12 protein-coding genes and 2 tRNA genes are annotated in these 13,502 nt (G+C 66.3%); 9 read left to right on the forward strand and 5 right to left on the reverse strand.

What is annotated here, in order from left to right:
* Positions 1–18: 18 nt before the first annotated feature.
* A complete protein-coding gene (locus tag L1892_RS15850; RefSeq protein ID WP_235724573.1) occupies positions 19–1,257 on the reverse strand; it encodes a bifunctional alpha/beta hydrolase/OsmC family protein in 1,239 nt (412 codons plus the stop codon).
* A 123-nt stretch (positions 1,258–1,380) separates the two neighbouring features.
* On the opposite strand from L1892_RS15850, the gene L1892_RS15855 reads away from it, so the two are divergent.
* Both L1892_RS15855 and L1892_RS15860 read left to right on the forward strand, forming a co-directional pair.
* The gene (locus L1892_RS15855; protein WP_235724574.1) at positions 1,381–1,821 is read left to right on the forward strand and encodes an SRPBCC family protein; all 441 of its coding nucleotides are present in this window, start codon (positions 1,381–1,383) and stop codon (positions 1,819–1,821) included.
* A 93-nt stretch (positions 1,822–1,914) separates the two neighbouring features.
* A complete protein-coding gene (locus tag L1892_RS15860; RefSeq protein WP_235724575.1) occupies positions 1,915–2,418 on the forward strand; it encodes a hypothetical protein in 504 nt (167 codons plus the stop codon).
* 77 nt (positions 2,419–2,495) lie between these two features.
* Here L1892_RS15860 and L1892_RS15865 read toward each other — a convergent pair.
* Positions 2,496–2,572: transfer RNA gene (locus L1892_RS15865), tRNA-Met, on the reverse strand.
* Between the two features lie 185 nt (positions 2,573–2,757).
* Here L1892_RS15865 and L1892_RS15870 point away from each other — a divergent pair.
* On the forward strand, positions 2,758–3,033 hold the full coding sequence (locus L1892_RS15870; protein ID WP_235724576.1) for a hypothetical protein: 276 nt from the start codon (positions 2,758–2,760) through the stop codon (positions 3,031–3,033).
* Positions 3,034–3,098: 65 nt separating this feature from the next.
* On the opposite strand, the gene L1892_RS15875 is transcribed toward L1892_RS15870, so the two are convergent.
* Positions 3,099–3,175 (reverse strand) — tRNA-Met (locus L1892_RS15875).
* A gap of 401 nt (positions 3,176–3,576) precedes the next feature.
* On the opposite strand from L1892_RS15875, the gene L1892_RS15880 reads away from it, so the two are divergent.
* Both L1892_RS15880 and L1892_RS15885 read left to right on the forward strand, forming a co-directional pair.
* Complete coding sequence (locus L1892_RS15880) at positions 3,577–3,867, forward strand: hypothetical protein (protein ID WP_235724577.1); 291 nt, start codon at positions 3,577–3,579, stop codon at positions 3,865–3,867.
* 93 nt (positions 3,868–3,960) lie between these two features.
* A complete protein-coding gene (locus L1892_RS15885; protein WP_235724578.1) occupies positions 3,961–4,248 on the forward strand; it encodes a hypothetical protein in 288 nt (95 codons plus the stop codon).
* A gap of 191 nt (positions 4,249–4,439) precedes the next feature.
* On the opposite strand, the gene L1892_RS15890 is transcribed toward L1892_RS15885, so the two are convergent.
* The gene (locus L1892_RS15890; RefSeq protein WP_235724624.1) at positions 4,440–7,394 is read right to left on the reverse strand and encodes a UPF0182 family protein; all 2,955 of its coding nucleotides are present in this window, start codon (positions 7,392–7,394) and stop codon (positions 4,440–4,442) included.
* A gap of 270 nt (positions 7,395–7,664) precedes the next feature.
* On the opposite strand from L1892_RS15890, the gene L1892_RS15895 reads away from it, so the two are divergent.
* A complete protein-coding gene (locus tag L1892_RS15895; protein ID WP_235724625.1) occupies positions 7,665–8,303 on the forward strand; it encodes a PPA1309 family protein in 639 nt (212 codons plus the stop codon).
* 109 nt (positions 8,304–8,412) lie between these two features.
* On the opposite strand, the gene L1892_RS15900 is transcribed toward L1892_RS15895, so the two are convergent.
* Positions 8,413–9,453 carry a YlbL family protein gene (locus L1892_RS15900; RefSeq protein WP_235724579.1) on the reverse strand — a complete coding sequence of 347 codons (1,041 nt, stop codon included), beginning with the start codon at positions 9,451–9,453 and terminating at the stop codon, positions 8,413–8,415.
* Positions 9,454–9,579: 126 nt separating this feature from the next.
* Between L1892_RS15900 and L1892_RS15905 the strand changes: the two genes are divergently transcribed.
* The 3 genes from L1892_RS15905 to L1892_RS15915 all read left to right on the forward strand — a co-directional run bounded on the left by L1892_RS15905 (position 9,580) and on the right by L1892_RS15915 (position 13,493).
* Positions 9,580–11,097 carry a zinc-dependent metalloprotease gene (locus L1892_RS15905; protein WP_235724580.1) on the forward strand — a complete coding sequence of 506 codons (1,518 nt, stop codon included), beginning with the start codon at positions 9,580–9,582 and terminating at the stop codon, positions 11,095–11,097.
* Positions 11,098–11,165: 68 nt separating this feature from the next.
* Positions 11,166–12,110 (forward strand): hypothetical protein, encoded by a 945-nt coding sequence (locus L1892_RS15910; RefSeq protein WP_235724581.1) that lies wholly within the window; start codon positions 11,166–11,168, stop codon positions 12,108–12,110.
* A 66-nt stretch (positions 12,111–12,176) separates the two neighbouring features.
* On the forward strand, positions 12,177–13,493 hold the full coding sequence (locus L1892_RS15915; protein WP_235724582.1) for an ABC1 kinase family protein: 1,317 nt from the start codon (positions 12,177–12,179) through the stop codon (positions 13,491–13,493).
* Positions 13,494–13,502: the final 9 nt, after the last annotated feature.

The raw sequence follows: 13,502 nt of genomic DNA on the forward strand, positions 1-13,502 counted from the left end.
TGGTCGCACTCAACAGAGTCACCGGATCGCCGAGTCCGCCATCGTGACGCTGGTGTGTACCTCGAGCTGGCCGGTGACGGTGCGGTGCACCGGGCATCGGTCGGCGATCTCACCCATGCGCCGGATCTGGTCGTCGTCGAGCGGGCCGGTCAGGCGGATCTCGCGATCGACGAACTCGATCCGACAGGGACGACCCTGTGCGTCGACGCAGTCCTTCGAGTGGCTTCGACGATGCCGCAACTGGACCGCCACATGTTCCAGCGGCAGACCCTTGCGTTCGGCGTACATGCGCAGCGTCATCGACGTGCACGCGCCCACCGCAGACAACAGCAGGTCATAGGGATTCGGACCGAGGTCGTCGCCCACCCCGAGCGGTTCGTCGGCGACCCAGAAGTGCCGCCCGGCCTGAATGCTCTGGGTGAGATGCCCGCGGTCGGATTCCTCGACGAGCACGGTCCCGCCGGGTGGCGGTTCGGATTCGGGTGCCACGACCGCGGGAAGGTATCGGGATGCCCACGCGGCCAACACGTCGGCGGCGTACTCGGCGTCCGCGTGTTTGCTGAGCAGATGGTCGGCACCGTCGAGCGCGACGAAGCTCTTCGGATGGCGGGCGGCGGTGTAGATGCGACGCGCGTTGTCGATGTCGACGACCTTGTCGAGTGGCGCATGCATCACCAGTAATGCGCGGCCGAGTTCGGGCAGGATCTTCTCGAGGTGCTGTTCATCGGCGTCGGCGAGGAGATCGGCACCCACGGTGAAGGTCCGCCCGGCCAGGGTCACCTCGGCTTTGCCCTGCTCACGGATCCGCCGCAGCGCGTCGTCGGAGAAGACATGCCGGATCTGCCCCGGGTTGAACGGGGCCGCGATCGTGACGACGGCGGTGATGTCGGGCAGACGCGGGGCCGCGGCCAACGCGGCCGCACCACCGAAGCTGTGCCCGATCAGCAGCCGCGGCGCCGCGTGGCGGGCGCCGAGCGCCTCCGACGCGAGGACGAGGTCTTCGACATTGGAGGTGAACGTGGTGTTCGCGAACTCCCCGTCGCTGGCCCCCAGGCCGGTGAAGTCGAACCGCAGCACCCCGAAACCTCGCTCCACCAGGCGTCGACTGATCCGGGACGCGGCCATCACGTCCTTGGAACAGGTGAAGCAGTGTGCGAACAATGCGTAGGCGCGGGGCTCGTCCTCCGGCCGGTCGAGCCGCGCAGCCAATTGCGTACCCGACGATCCGGTGAAGGTGAAGCGCTCGGTCCGAGTCATGGATGCCATCCTGCCCGACGACGTTGTTTACTCGGTCGTGGCGATCCACGTCTGACACCGCGGGCGCACTGCCATGATGGTGTTGGCCTGATGGTTACGCGGCGCGAAAGCAGGTAGGTGCGCATGGTCGACGTCATCACCCACATCACCATCCGACGGCCGGTCGCCGACGTCGCGACCTACGCCCAGGATCCGGCGAACGCCACGCACTGGTACGCCAACATCGAGTCGTCGCGGATGCGCACACCGCCGCCATTGGCGGTCGGCTCACAGATCGCGTTCGTCGCCCACTTCCTGGGCCGCCGACTCGAATACACCTACGACGTCGTGGAGATGGTGCCCGAGCATCGGTTCGTGATGCGGACCAGTGACGGCCCGTTCGAGATGGAGACCACCTACGAGTGGGAGCGGCTGGACACCGAGTCGACGCGGATGTCGCTGCGCAACCGCGGGCAGCCCACCGGCTTCGGAGCCGTCGCCGCCCCGTTCATGGCGTGTGCGATGCGCCGGGCGAACACCAAGGATCTGCGCCGGCTCAAGGCAGTGCTCGAACACTCCGACTGACCCCGCCCAACCGCACCACCGATAGCGGAAAAACATGGTGTGAGCAGTACAAACAGGGTTACGCGGAGCCCCCCGGGCGACTATCGTCAGGACATGGACCAGTCCGCGTTCTACGGGGTCGTCGCCGCGACGAATTTCACCCTGCTCGGGCTGTGGTGGGTGGCGATCAAGGACCGCGGCGACCTCGGCGGAGGAACGAGAGCCGGACGCCGCATGGCCTATCTGGTGTCCCTGCAGTTCGTGATCCCGGCCGCCGTGTCGCTGCTGGCGCAGGTGGCTCCCGAGATCGCCGATGTGTGGCGAGCGGCGTTCACCGTGGCCGGAATCCTGGGCGCTGTCGGCATCACCATGCTGGCCCACCAGTTCGCGCTGCGCACCGACGCGCGGGTGCTGCCGTGGATCTTCGTCTGCGCCGGTGTGCCGCTGTATCTCGCCGTTGTGGTGGTGGCCGTCTGGCCGGGGTTCGCCGACGCGGTGAATCTTGCGCTCACCCCGATCGAACTCGAAGGGCTGTTGTTGAGCCTCATCGTGGTGCTCGGCGTCAACGAGGCGTGGTTCGTCGCGATGACGCCCCGTCGCGGAATGCCGGTGCGCTGACACCGTGGGCGCCTGCAGCCCGCGGACCCGAACAACAAAGAACCCTGCCAGGCTTTGTCCGGCAGGGGTTCTCGTGGTGGTAGCGGGGACAGGATTTGAACCTGCGACCTCTGGGTTATGAGCCCAGCGAGCTACCGAGCTGCTCCACCCCGCGTTGCTGACCCCACTGTACACATCTCCCGCCGCGGGTGAAAATCGCGTCCCGACCGGCGACTGGACATGCGCGCCGAGCCACGTCACTGCCGCCGGCCACGTGTCTCAGAACACAGTTCACTTCATACCCCTAGGGGTATTATCGGAAGTGGAGCGGAAGGGATTCCCACAAAGGAGATGATGGCGATGTTCACCCTCCATCACACCGACCACGGCTATCACGAGGTCGCAGTTCTCGCCTACTTGTTCATGCTTCTCGGCTTCGCCGCGGGCGGCATCTGGATCGTCCTGCTCGCCGAGGCGACGACCGGCGCAGCGGTGACCGGAGTTGCCGCACTCGGCCTCCTCCTGGCTGCGACGACGATCCTGACGGTCATGACCAAGCGGTTGCACCACGACGCCCTGGTTCCCGACAACACCACCGTCGAGGTCGGCCACTACCTTCACGACTACCGGGACTGATGACTCTCGGGTGACCCCAGACATGCGAGAAGGCTCCGGAAGCACACTTCCGGAGCCTTCTCGAGTGGTAGCGGGGACAGGATTTGAACCTGCGACCTCTGGGTTATGAGCCCAGCGAGCTACCGAGCTGCTCCACCCCGCGTTGGTGAACACCACGTTACACACTGGTTTGCCGCGGGTGCAAATCGCTTCCGACGCCCCGTCGCGTTCACATGCCGACAACCAATCCCCCTGTGACACAGGGCACTTTGATCACTGCGGTCGGACTGCCGGAAATGCCGCTAGCTGCCGCGCCAACGGATTCAGGCACACCCGTCGGATCACCCACCGGCACCGATCCGCCTGGCCTTGGTTCTGACCGTCGTCCGGCGTACACCGCCGCCAACAGACCGACGATCGGTGCAGCCGCGGCCCGCACGACCGACAGCGCGTTCAGTATCCGACGACCCGCCCCGACCGGGCCGAAAGTCCCTGTCGGTGCGCCCGCTGCCGGCGCATCGTGAGGGAGACAGAAGGTGTGTTCGAAACAAAGGAGAACCAACCGTGACCAGCCTCGCCTCAGGCAACGCCACCGCATCCGACAATCGTCACCCGATGAGCATCGTCGCATTTCTGCTGGTACTGCTCATCATCCCGGCGCTCGGATTGGCGGTCACGTTCTCCGCCGAGGGCAACACCGGCGGCGCGGTGGCGTCGGGCGTCGCCGGCGCGGCATTCCTGGTCGGCGCTGCCGCCATCTACGCCACAATGGCGCGGCGGCTGGGCCACAGCCCACTCATCCCGGACGACAGCGACGCTGAAAAGCAGCGTTACCTCGCCGAACACCGCCGCTGACGGCTAGCAGAACACCCATCTCAATGTGATAAACATCACAGCGCGGTATCCTGGCCTCACAGATACCGCATACAGCGAGATCGAGGAGGAACGATGGCAACTCATCATCTGCCCCATCACGAGAGCCACGGAAATCATCCGATGAGCGTTCTCGGATATCTGTTGGTGCTCGGCGGGTTCGCCAGCGCCGCCCTGTGGCTGGTCGCGATGGCCGGCGGCAACGTCGTCCCGGCGATCGTGTTCGGGTTGCTGATGATCGGCGCGTTTGCCGGCGCGACCGCCATCTTCATGACCCTGACGCACAGCCACCATCACAGCCCGGTGCTGCCCGACAACACCGAAGCCGAACTCGGTCGGTATCGCCAGCGTTATCGCGGGTGATACGGCGCCTCGCACGCCGCTGAGCTGAGCGGACCCCGCTCGGCTGCCGCGGGCGGACTCGGCTGCCGCGGGCCGACTCGGCTCGCGCGGCTTGTCGACCACCCGCGGGTACCCAGCAGACCCTCGTCAACCCGAACCGCCCGCGTGAACATGGCTCACGCGGGCGGTCGGTTCTCACCAGTTGATGCTGACTAGTTGGGCAGTGCCTCGTAGCGCTGGACGGCCTCGTTCAGCTGGTCGAGGGCTTCGCCGTAGGCGGTGAAGTTCCCCGCGCTCTGCGCCTGCTCCAAAGCGTCGAGAGCCTCGCTGATCGCCTGCAGCGCGGCGTCGCGCTCCGCGGTCGAACCGGTCGCGGGCGGGGTCACCTGCTGTTGCTCGCCGGCCGGCGGCTGCTCGGTCTGCTCTGGCGCCTCCGGCTGCGGGGTGGTCTCCCCGGGAACCAGCGCGGCTCCCTGCGGGTTGATCCCCACCTGCGAGAGCGCACCCGCCGTGGTGGGCGCGTAACCGACCCGATTCTCATACCGGGTGATCACCCGGAACAGGCGCGGATACGTACCCTCACCGCGTGCCTGCGCATACATCGGCACCACATAGAGGATTCCGCTGTTACCCACCGGCAGCGTCAACAGGTTGCCGAACATGACGTCGACGTTGCCCTGGAAGTTGCGTCGACTCTCGGCGACGCGATCATCCTGCTGCATCGGGTTGAACGCCTGGCGCGGACCATCACGCTGGATGTTGGTCGGAATGGTCTTGACCGTGATCTGACCGTAGTCGGTGGGATCCGACGACACCGTCATGTAGGCACCCAGGATCGGGCGGTTCAGACGGGTCAGCACCGACGTCAGCTGGAAGGACGGCTGACCGTTCTCCGGCGAGGACGCCACGAAGAAGTACGGCGGCTGATCGAGGCCCTGCGCGTCGGCGTCCTCGTTCGTCGGGTCCGACGGCACCGACCAGAAGTCGCTGCCCTCGAAGAACTGCTGCGGGTTGGTGACGTGGTACTTCGTCAGCAACGAACGCTGGATCTTGAACAGATCCTCCGGATAGCGGACGTGATCGGCCAGCGATTCCTGCTGATCGAACTCCGCGCGCGATTTCACGGTCCCGGGGAAGATGTTCATCCACGTCCGCAACACGGGGTCCTGGTCGTCGAACTGATAGAGCGTGACCTCGCCGGTGTAGGCATCAACGGTGGCCTTCACCGAGTTTCGGACGTAGGAGACGCTGCGATTGACCTGGGTGCGTCCGGTCTGGCCCTGGTTCAGTTCCTGCGCGTCGGTCGTGGCCGCCTGCAGGGAGGTGCGCTGCGCGTACGGGTAGTTGTCCAGCGTCGTGTAGCCGTCCACGATCCACTTGATCGACCCGTCCGCCATCACGGCCGGGTAGGTCTTGGAGTCGACGGTCAACCACGGCGCGACCTTCTTGACACGGTCGCGCGGGTCTCGGTCGTAGAGCAGTTTCGAGTTCTCGTTGATCTCACCGGAGAGCAGGAAGTTGCGCTCGGCGAACCGGATCGAATAGAGCAACCGGTTGAAGTAGTTGCCCAGCGACACACCGGCATCGCCCTGGTAGGTGTACGTCGAGTCCTGCGTGTCGTACTCGCGGGACTGGTCGCTGTTGGAACCGACGATCGCGTAGTCGGGGTCGACCTGCGAGATCAGCTCGCCGAAGTAGATACGTGGCTGCGTGACCTTGATCGGCGCCTCGTTCTGATATTCCTCGGTCTGGTAATTCGACAGATCGCTGACGAAGAACACCGGAGAACCGCCACCCTCGACGTCGTCGGAGGCCGGTTGATTGACCCGGTTGGCCGGCGCCGCGACGAAGCCGTTGCCATGGGTGTAGACGAGGTGCTTGTTGAGCCAGTTCGTCTGGTTGCCGACCAGTCGCGCAGGATCGATCTCGCGGACCGCGACCACGAAATCGCGCATCTCGCCGTCGATGTCGTAGCGATCCAATGCCAACTGTGTCGGGAACCCGTAGAAGTTCTGTCGCTGCTGCAACTGCGTGAACGCAGGCGAGACGATGTTCGGGTCCAGGATGCGGATGTTGGACAACGTCGGCGTGTCCGCGTCCACCGACGGCTGGTTGACCGGTTCGGCCGTCCAGTTGGGTTGGGTGGTCACCTGTTCCGGACCTATCCCATAGGCCTGTTCGGTGGCGGTGATGTTTCGCGATATGTACTCGGACTCTTTCTGTGCCGCGTTCGGCTTGACCGAGAACTGCTCCATCGCCAGCGGCCAACCCACGCCGATCACCAACGCGGACAGCAGCATCAACGCGGTCGCCAGCGCCGGTACCCGCAGATCCCGCAGCACGATGCCGGCAAAGAACGCGACCGCGCAGATGATGGCGATGGCCATCAGGATCAGCTTCGACGGCAGCACCGCATTGATGTCGGTGTAGCTGGCGCCGGTGAAGATGTCCTGCTTGCGCTGACTCGAGAGCAACGAGTAACGGTCCAGCCAGTAGGCGGCCGCTTTGAGCAGCAGGAAGGTTCCGGCGAGCGCGGCCAGCTGGATACGGGACGCGTTGGAGAACGACGGTCCGTTGCCGTTGGCGCCACCGCCGGTCAGCCGGATGCCCCCGAACAGGTAGTGCGTCAGCAGGTTCGCGAGGAAGGCGATCACCACGATGACGAACAGCAGGTTCAGCACCAGCCTGATGAAAGGCAGGTCGAAGGCGTAGAAACTCACATCGATGCCGAACTGCGGGTCGGTGACGCCGAACTGCTCACCATGCAAGAAGGTCTGCACCGTGGCCCACGACCCCTGCGTTACCAGCCCGGCCAGGATGCCGATGATCACGGCCGGAACGATGGCGAACCACCGGGTACGGCCCATCACTGTGCTGCGGTAGCGCGCGAGCGGATCATTGGGTCCCGAGGCCGGCACGAACACCGGACGCGAACGGTACGCCATCGCGATGGCGCCGAAGATCAGCAGCCCGACCACCAGCGTGGTCACCAGGAACAGGATCACGCGGGTCCACATGACCGTCGAGAACACCCGCGTGTATCCGACGTCGGACATCCACAACCAGTCGGTGATCAACCCGACCAGACGGGGCCCCACCAGCAACAGCACCAGGATGCCGACGCCGATCCCGATGGCGATCTTGCTTCTGCGCGACAGTGTCGGCATACCAGCCGGCCCGCGAACGCCCACCTGACCCACTCTCCAAAGTTCTCATTCCGGACATCGGCCCGACCGGCGTGGACGCCCGCCTGACTCGTGCACCCAACTGTACTGGTCGGCTCCGGACAACGATCGACTGCGCCACACGGGCGCCGAGTACCGCTTCGCTCCGCGCCATATCGAGATGGCCGTCACGTGCTGCCGGATGTGCACGACACCCCGGCAACGATCGACCGACGCGGTGAGTTCCGCGTCACACCGACGCGAAACGGCAAGATGGGGGCCGTGACCGACGATTCAGGCCCCGCCAGCGACCCCGCCACGCTGTCCGTCGACGATCTCGGTGCCGCCCTGCGCGACATCGTCGAGTTCGTCGACCCGGCGGGATGGGGACAGCCACCGATGCTGTTCGCCCTGGTACCGACCGCGATCCTGGCGGCCTCACAGCCGGGCTTGATCGCCCCCGACGACGACTCCGTCCTGAGTCCGATCGCACAGGAACCCTTCCCCCGCGACACAACCGCCGACGTTGCGGCGGTGGCCTCCCGAGCAGACGAGGCGACATCCGGGGACACCGACCGCTCAAAGACCGACCTGACGGCCGATATCGAACGAGCACTGGCCACCACGAGTTGGCCTGCCGCGGTCGCCGGAGCGGCGTTGATCCAGGAGATCGTCGTCCTGCCGCCCGAGGCCGAGGGCACCGACACCCTCTCGGGAGCAGCCGCGCACCCCGAACGCCGGGTGGCGCGCCTCATCGTCGGCGCGCTGCGCTCTGGGACCACCCTGGGTCTGCTGCATCTACGTCCGGACCCCGCTGCCGACGTCACCGATGGCGACATCGAACTGCTCACCCGCCACGACCTCGCCGCCGACCTGCGGACCGCGCTCGCGCACACCTTCGACGAGAGCTGATCGCCACTCCACTCCGTGCGGAGCCGGCGACGATTCGCATCAGACGTCGATTCGTATCAGTAGTCGGCGTCGACGGCGCCGACCCGTCAGATGGGGAACCCTGTCGATCTCAGCAATGCGGCGCCGACCGGCCGGCACCGATCGCGTCCAACGCGTCGACCGCACCGTCCAGGTTCGCCACCTTCACCAGGGTGAGACCGTCGGGCGCATCGGATACGGCTTCGGCACAGTTGCGTTCGGGAACCAGGAACACCGATGCACCGGCGTCGCGCGCCGCCCGGGTCTTGTGGGTGATTCCGCCGATCGGGCCCACCACCCCATCCTCGGTGATGGTGCCGGTGCCGGCGATGAAGTCGCCGTGGGTCAGCTCTCCCGGGCTCAGACGGTCGATCACAGCGAGCGTCAACATCATCCCGGCCGACGGACCACCGATGTCGCCGACGTTGTAGGAGATCTTCAACGCCGGGTCGGCATTGACCACCTCCGGGGTGACACCGAGGTAGCCGACCTCCGGGTCGTCGGGCCGAGCGGCCAAGGTGACCGTCACCGACTGCCGCTGTCCGCCCCGATCGATGGCGATGGGCACCGAGTCGCCGGGTGCGCGGGACATCACCGCCTCCTGCATCTGCGCGGTCGTCGACACCGCCTGCCCGTCGACGGCCAGGACCTGATCACCCACCTCGAGTTCGGCGGCTGCCGGACCGCCGTCGGCGACTGAGGTGAGCACCAGCTTGGTCGGGCGATCCAGGTAGCGCAGTGCCGCCGCGGTCGCACTGTCCTCGGACCCGGTCATCTCCTGCTGGTTCTGCTCGCGCACCTCGTCGGGACTCTGGTCCGGTGGGAACAGCCGGTCGCGCGGCTCGAGGCTGTAGGTGCCCGACATCCACATACCCAACGCCTGGAACAACGACATCCCGTCGGTCACCGAGACCGTGGTCAGGTTGAGGTTTCCGGTGGTCGGGTCGGTGGGCACACCGGTGATGTCGACGACCGGTTTGTCGTCAAGCTCGCCCAGGGTGTTGACGGTGGGACCCGGCCCCAGCGCGACGAACGGGACCTGCACGGATGTACCGATGAACAGCAACGCCACGAACACCACCGCCGTCACGGCGACCGTCGCGAGCCGGCGGTGACCGGGCTGAAGACTCATTCCGCTCACAGTAGTTGACCTCCCCGACGGCGATCGGGGCCGCCGGTCCGGCCTCGGCGTGGCACCGTGAGCCGCCTACGCTCAAGGCGAACGCCTCCCCGGACTGCGGACGGTACCGTGGAGACCATGAATGATCTGCCCTTCGGCTTCTCCCCATCCGGTGATGGAGATGATGAGCGCCGCGCCGAGAACGAGCGCCGTAAGGATCAGTCCGGGTCCGGTGAATCCTCCGGCGGCACCCAGAACCCCTTCGGATTCGCCCTCGGCGGTGAGGGTTTCGATCCCAGTTCGTTCGATCCAGCTCAATTGGGCCAGATGTTCTCCCAATTGGGCAGCATGTTCAGCGGCATGGGCGCCGGGATGACTCCCGGCTCCGGCGGTGGCGGCCCGGTGAACTACCAGGTCGCATCGAATCTGGCGCGCCAACAGATCGGCAACTTCACGCCGGTGCTGGACAAGGAGACCAACGCTGTCACCGACGCGGTCCGCCTGGCCGAGGTCTGGCTCGATGATGTCACCACCTTCCCCAGCGGGGTGCGTCAGTCGGTGGCGTGGACGCCGGTGACGTGGCTCGAAGAGTCGATGCCCACCTGGAAACGGCTGTGCGATCCCGTTGCCGAGCAGTTGTCGCGGACCTGGGAGCAGAATCTTCCGGCCGAGGCCGCCCAGTTCGCCGGACCGATGATGGGCATGCTCACCCAGATGAGCGGCATGGCCTTCGGCACCCAGCTCGGTCAGGGACTGGGCCAGCTCGCGAAGGAGGTGCTGACCTCGACCGACGTCGGGTTGCCCCTGGCGCCGGAGGGTGTGGCGGTCCTGTTGCCCGAGGCGATCGCGAAATTCGCCGAAGGCCTCGAGCAGCCGGCCCAGGAGATCGTCGTCTTCCTCGCCGCCCGGGAAGCCGCGCATGTCCGGCTGTTCAGCCATGTCCCGTGGCTGCGCCAACGGCTGCTGTCCACGGTCGAGGAGTACGCCCGTGGGATCAGCATCGATTTCAGCGGCATCGCCGACATGACCTCGGGTGTCGATCCCCAGGAGCTGCTGTCGAACCCGGCCAAACTCGAGGAACTGATCGGGTCGTCGGCATCCTTCGAGCCGACCACCACCCCGGAGCAGCAGGCGGCCCTCGCGCGCCTCGAGACGCTCCTCGCCCTCATCGAGGGGTGGGTGGAGCAGGTGGTGTCGACCGCACTGGCCGACCGCATCCCGAGCGTCGGCGCGCTGACGGAGACGATGCGCCGCCGACGCGCCTCCGGTGGCCCCGCCGAACAGACCTTCGCCACCCTGGTCGGCCTGGAGCTGCGGCCGCGGAAGGTACGCGAGGCATCGGCCCTGTGGCGACAGCTGCTCGAGGCCGGTGACATCGCCACCCGTGATGGGGTGTGGGCGCACCCCGATCTGATGCCCGACGCCGAGGATCTCGACAATCCCGCCGCCTTCATCGACGGTGTCATCGGCGGCGGCGTGAGCTCGTTCGACGATCCGATCGCCCAGCTCGAGGCCACCCTTGCGCAGGAACGCGCCGAGAAATCCGCCGACGGGGCCGACGGTCGCGAGCCCTCTGACGACTCCGGCGCGGGAGACAACCCAGCCGGCAACGACACGGACCATGAGGACGGCGGCCGCGACGGTAATTCTGCATAACCTCCTCGGCCCCCTGCGCCTGTGGACAACTCCGGGGCATCCGGACCCAGAGGTGGCACAGTGACGCCATGTCCGATCGAGGTGTCCGATGTGTGGTTCCGGCAGGTGAGGGTGCGGAGGAGCCGGATGCACCGGCCAACGTCGCAACTCTGAGTCTGCCGCTGTTGCGTCCGGGCACACCGGTGCTGGTGCGGCCCGGAAACCGTGTCCATGTGGGCAGCGACCCACACGGGAGCCTCGTGATCGACGTGCCCTCGCCGGTGCGGGCCGCCGATGTCGCGGTGTTGCTCCGAGGATTCGCGGTGGTCACACCGGTAGCCGAGACACAACGCAGGGCACGCGCGATCGGGTTGACCGTCACCGACCTCACCGACATCGTCTCGCACCTGACCGCGGCGGGCCTCGCGACCATCCCGGCCTCGGGTCCGGCGGCCACGAGCTTGCGCATTGCGCTTCACGGTGAGGGCCCGCTGGCCGATCTGCTGATCACCTCGCTCACCGAGTCGGGTCTGGCGCCGCGCAGATCGGCGCGGCGGCCGCCGGTGGTCGCCGTCGACGGCTGGACCGCGAACCTCGTGGTGCTCACCGACTACCTCGTGCATGATCCGGAGGTCGTCAACGCGCTGATCGACGCGCGGATCGCGCATCTGCCGGTACGTGTACGCGACGGGGTGGGTGTGGTGGGTCCGTTGGTGTTGCCGGGCCTGTCGAGTTGTCTGCGTTGCGCCGATCGCCACCGGGCAGACCTCGAGCCGGACTGGCCGATGTTGGCGGCTCAGTTGGTCGCGCAGATCGGATTCGGTTCGGCCGGCATCGTGCGCGGCACGGCCGCACTCGCCCAGTCACAGATCGAGCAACTCGGGACGGCGCTGTGGTCGGATCGCACTGATCGTGCACCCGAGTTGATCGACCGGGCGCTGGAGTTCCATCCGGCCCCGGCCCGCCTGGTTGCGACCAGATGGCCGCCACATCCCCTCTGTCTGTGCCGACCGGCGGCGGCACGGGCAGGGTGATGCCCACGTGTGGCGGGGACCGGGTGCAGCGTCTGGTCCTCTATCCTGTGGTGGGGAAAGGACGCTATGAGTGACATCGCTCGGGGACAGGGACGGCGCAACGCAAGACTGGCGTCACTGCCCATCGGAATGGCCGGTCGCGCTGCGGCCGGACTCGGCAAACGCATGGTCGGCCGGGACAAGGACGAGGTCCAGCAGGAAATGCTGGAACGCGCCGCCGAACAACTCTTCTCCGTTCTCGGGGAATTGAAGGGCGGCGCGATGAAGGTCGGCCAGGCCATGTCGATCATGGAGGCCGCCATCCCCGACGAATTCGGGGAACCGTTCCGCGAGGCCTTGACCAAATTGCAGGCCGAGGCGCCCCCCATGCCGGCACCGAAGGTGCACAAGGTGCTCGATCAGCAACTGGGCACCAAATGGCGTGACCGCTTCCGCGAGTTCTCCGACGAGCCGGCGGCGTCGGCGAGCATCGGCCAAGTCCACAAGGGAATCTGGTCGGACGGTCGCGAGGTGGCAGTCAAGGTCCAGTATCCCGGCGCCGATCATGCATTGAAGGCCGACCTCAAGACTCTGTCGCGGATGTCGGGTGTGATCCAGAAACTGTCACCGGGCACCGACGTCAAGGCGATGATGGACGAACTCATCGATCGCACCGAGGCAGAACTCGACTATCTCGGCGAAGCGGACAACCAACGTGCGTTCGCGAAGGCCTTCGATGGCGACCCGGACTTCGTCATCCCCAAGGTCGTCGCCAGCGCACCGAAGGTGATCGTGTCGGAATGGCTTGTGGGCACACCTCTGTCGAAGATCATCGTCTCGGGAGATCAGGAGACCCGCAACGACGCGGCCGCCAAGATGGCCACCTTCGAAGTGAGTTCGCCGTTCCGAGTGGGCCTGCTCCACGGTGATCCGCATCCGGGCAACTTCTTCATCACCGCCGACGGCCGGTTCGGCGCCCTGGACTTCGGCGCCGTCGGACACTACCCCAATGGTCTGCCCAGCGAAACAGGACAGATCCTGCGTCTGGCCCGCGACAAACAGTACGAAGAACTCAAAGACCTGATGGTGCGCACCGATTTCATCCTGGCGTCGCGCGCCGATCGGGTGAGCGCAGCCGACATCGAGGCATATCTGAAGCCCTACGTCGATCCCCTGTACACCGAGTCCTTCCACTTCACTCGCAAGTGGATGCAACGAGCGGCCGGCAAGGCCACCGATGTTCGCGGCGATGTGTACAAGACGTCACGAAACCTGAACGTGCCCAAGAACTATGTGATGGTCTTCCGGGTGTTGGCCGGTTGTGTCGGGATCGCATCGCAGCTCGAGGCGGACGCGCCCTACCGGGCGATCATGGAGAAGTGGGTGCCCGGACTCGCCGACTGAGTCCGGACA

The organism is Gordonia tangerina (assembly GCF_021556435.1).
GTDB classification, from domain to species: domain Bacteria; phylum Actinomycetota; class Actinomycetes; order Mycobacteriales; family Mycobacteriaceae; genus Gordonia; species Gordonia tangerina.

Excerpts from the sequence above, each read along its gene's own strand:
- L1892_RS15855 (WP_235724574.1), top strand. The coding sequence starts at position 1,381 with ATGGTCGACGTCATCACCCACATCACCATCCGACGGCCGGTCGCCGAC.
- L1892_RS15905 (WP_235724580.1), top strand. The coding sequence starts at position 9,580 with ATGAATGATCTGCCCTTCGGCTTCTCCCCATCCGGTGATGGAGATGAT.
- L1892_RS15915 (WP_235724582.1), top strand. The coding sequence starts at position 12,177 with ATGAGTGACATCGCTCGGGGACAGGGACGGCGCAACGCAAGACTGGCG.
- L1892_RS15895 (WP_235724625.1), top strand. The coding sequence starts at position 7,665 with ATGGGGGCCGTGACCGACGATTCAGGCCCCGCCAGCGACCCCGCCACG.
- L1892_RS15900 (WP_235724579.1), bottom strand. The coding sequence starts at position 9,453 with ATGAGTCTTCAGCCCGGTCACCGCCGGCTCGCGACGGTCGCCGTGACG.
- L1892_RS15890 (WP_235724624.1), bottom strand. The coding sequence starts at position 7,394 with ATGCCGACACTGTCGCGCAGAAGCAAGATCGCCATCGGGATCGGCGTC.
- L1892_RS15850 (WP_235724573.1), bottom strand. The coding sequence starts at position 1,257 with ATGACTCGGACCGAGCGCTTCACCTTCACCGGATCGTCGGGTACGCAA.
- L1892_RS15860 (WP_235724575.1), top strand. The coding sequence starts at position 1,915 with ATGGACCAGTCCGCGTTCTACGGGGTCGTCGCCGCGACGAATTTCACC.
- L1892_RS15870 (WP_235724576.1), top strand. The coding sequence starts at position 2,758 with ATGTTCACCCTCCATCACACCGACCACGGCTATCACGAGGTCGCAGTT.
- L1892_RS15910 (WP_235724581.1), top strand. The coding sequence starts at position 11,166 with ATGTCCGATCGAGGTGTCCGATGTGTGGTTCCGGCAGGTGAGGGTGCG.
- L1892_RS15885 (WP_235724578.1), top strand. The coding sequence starts at position 3,961 with ATGGCAACTCATCATCTGCCCCATCACGAGAGCCACGGAAATCATCCG.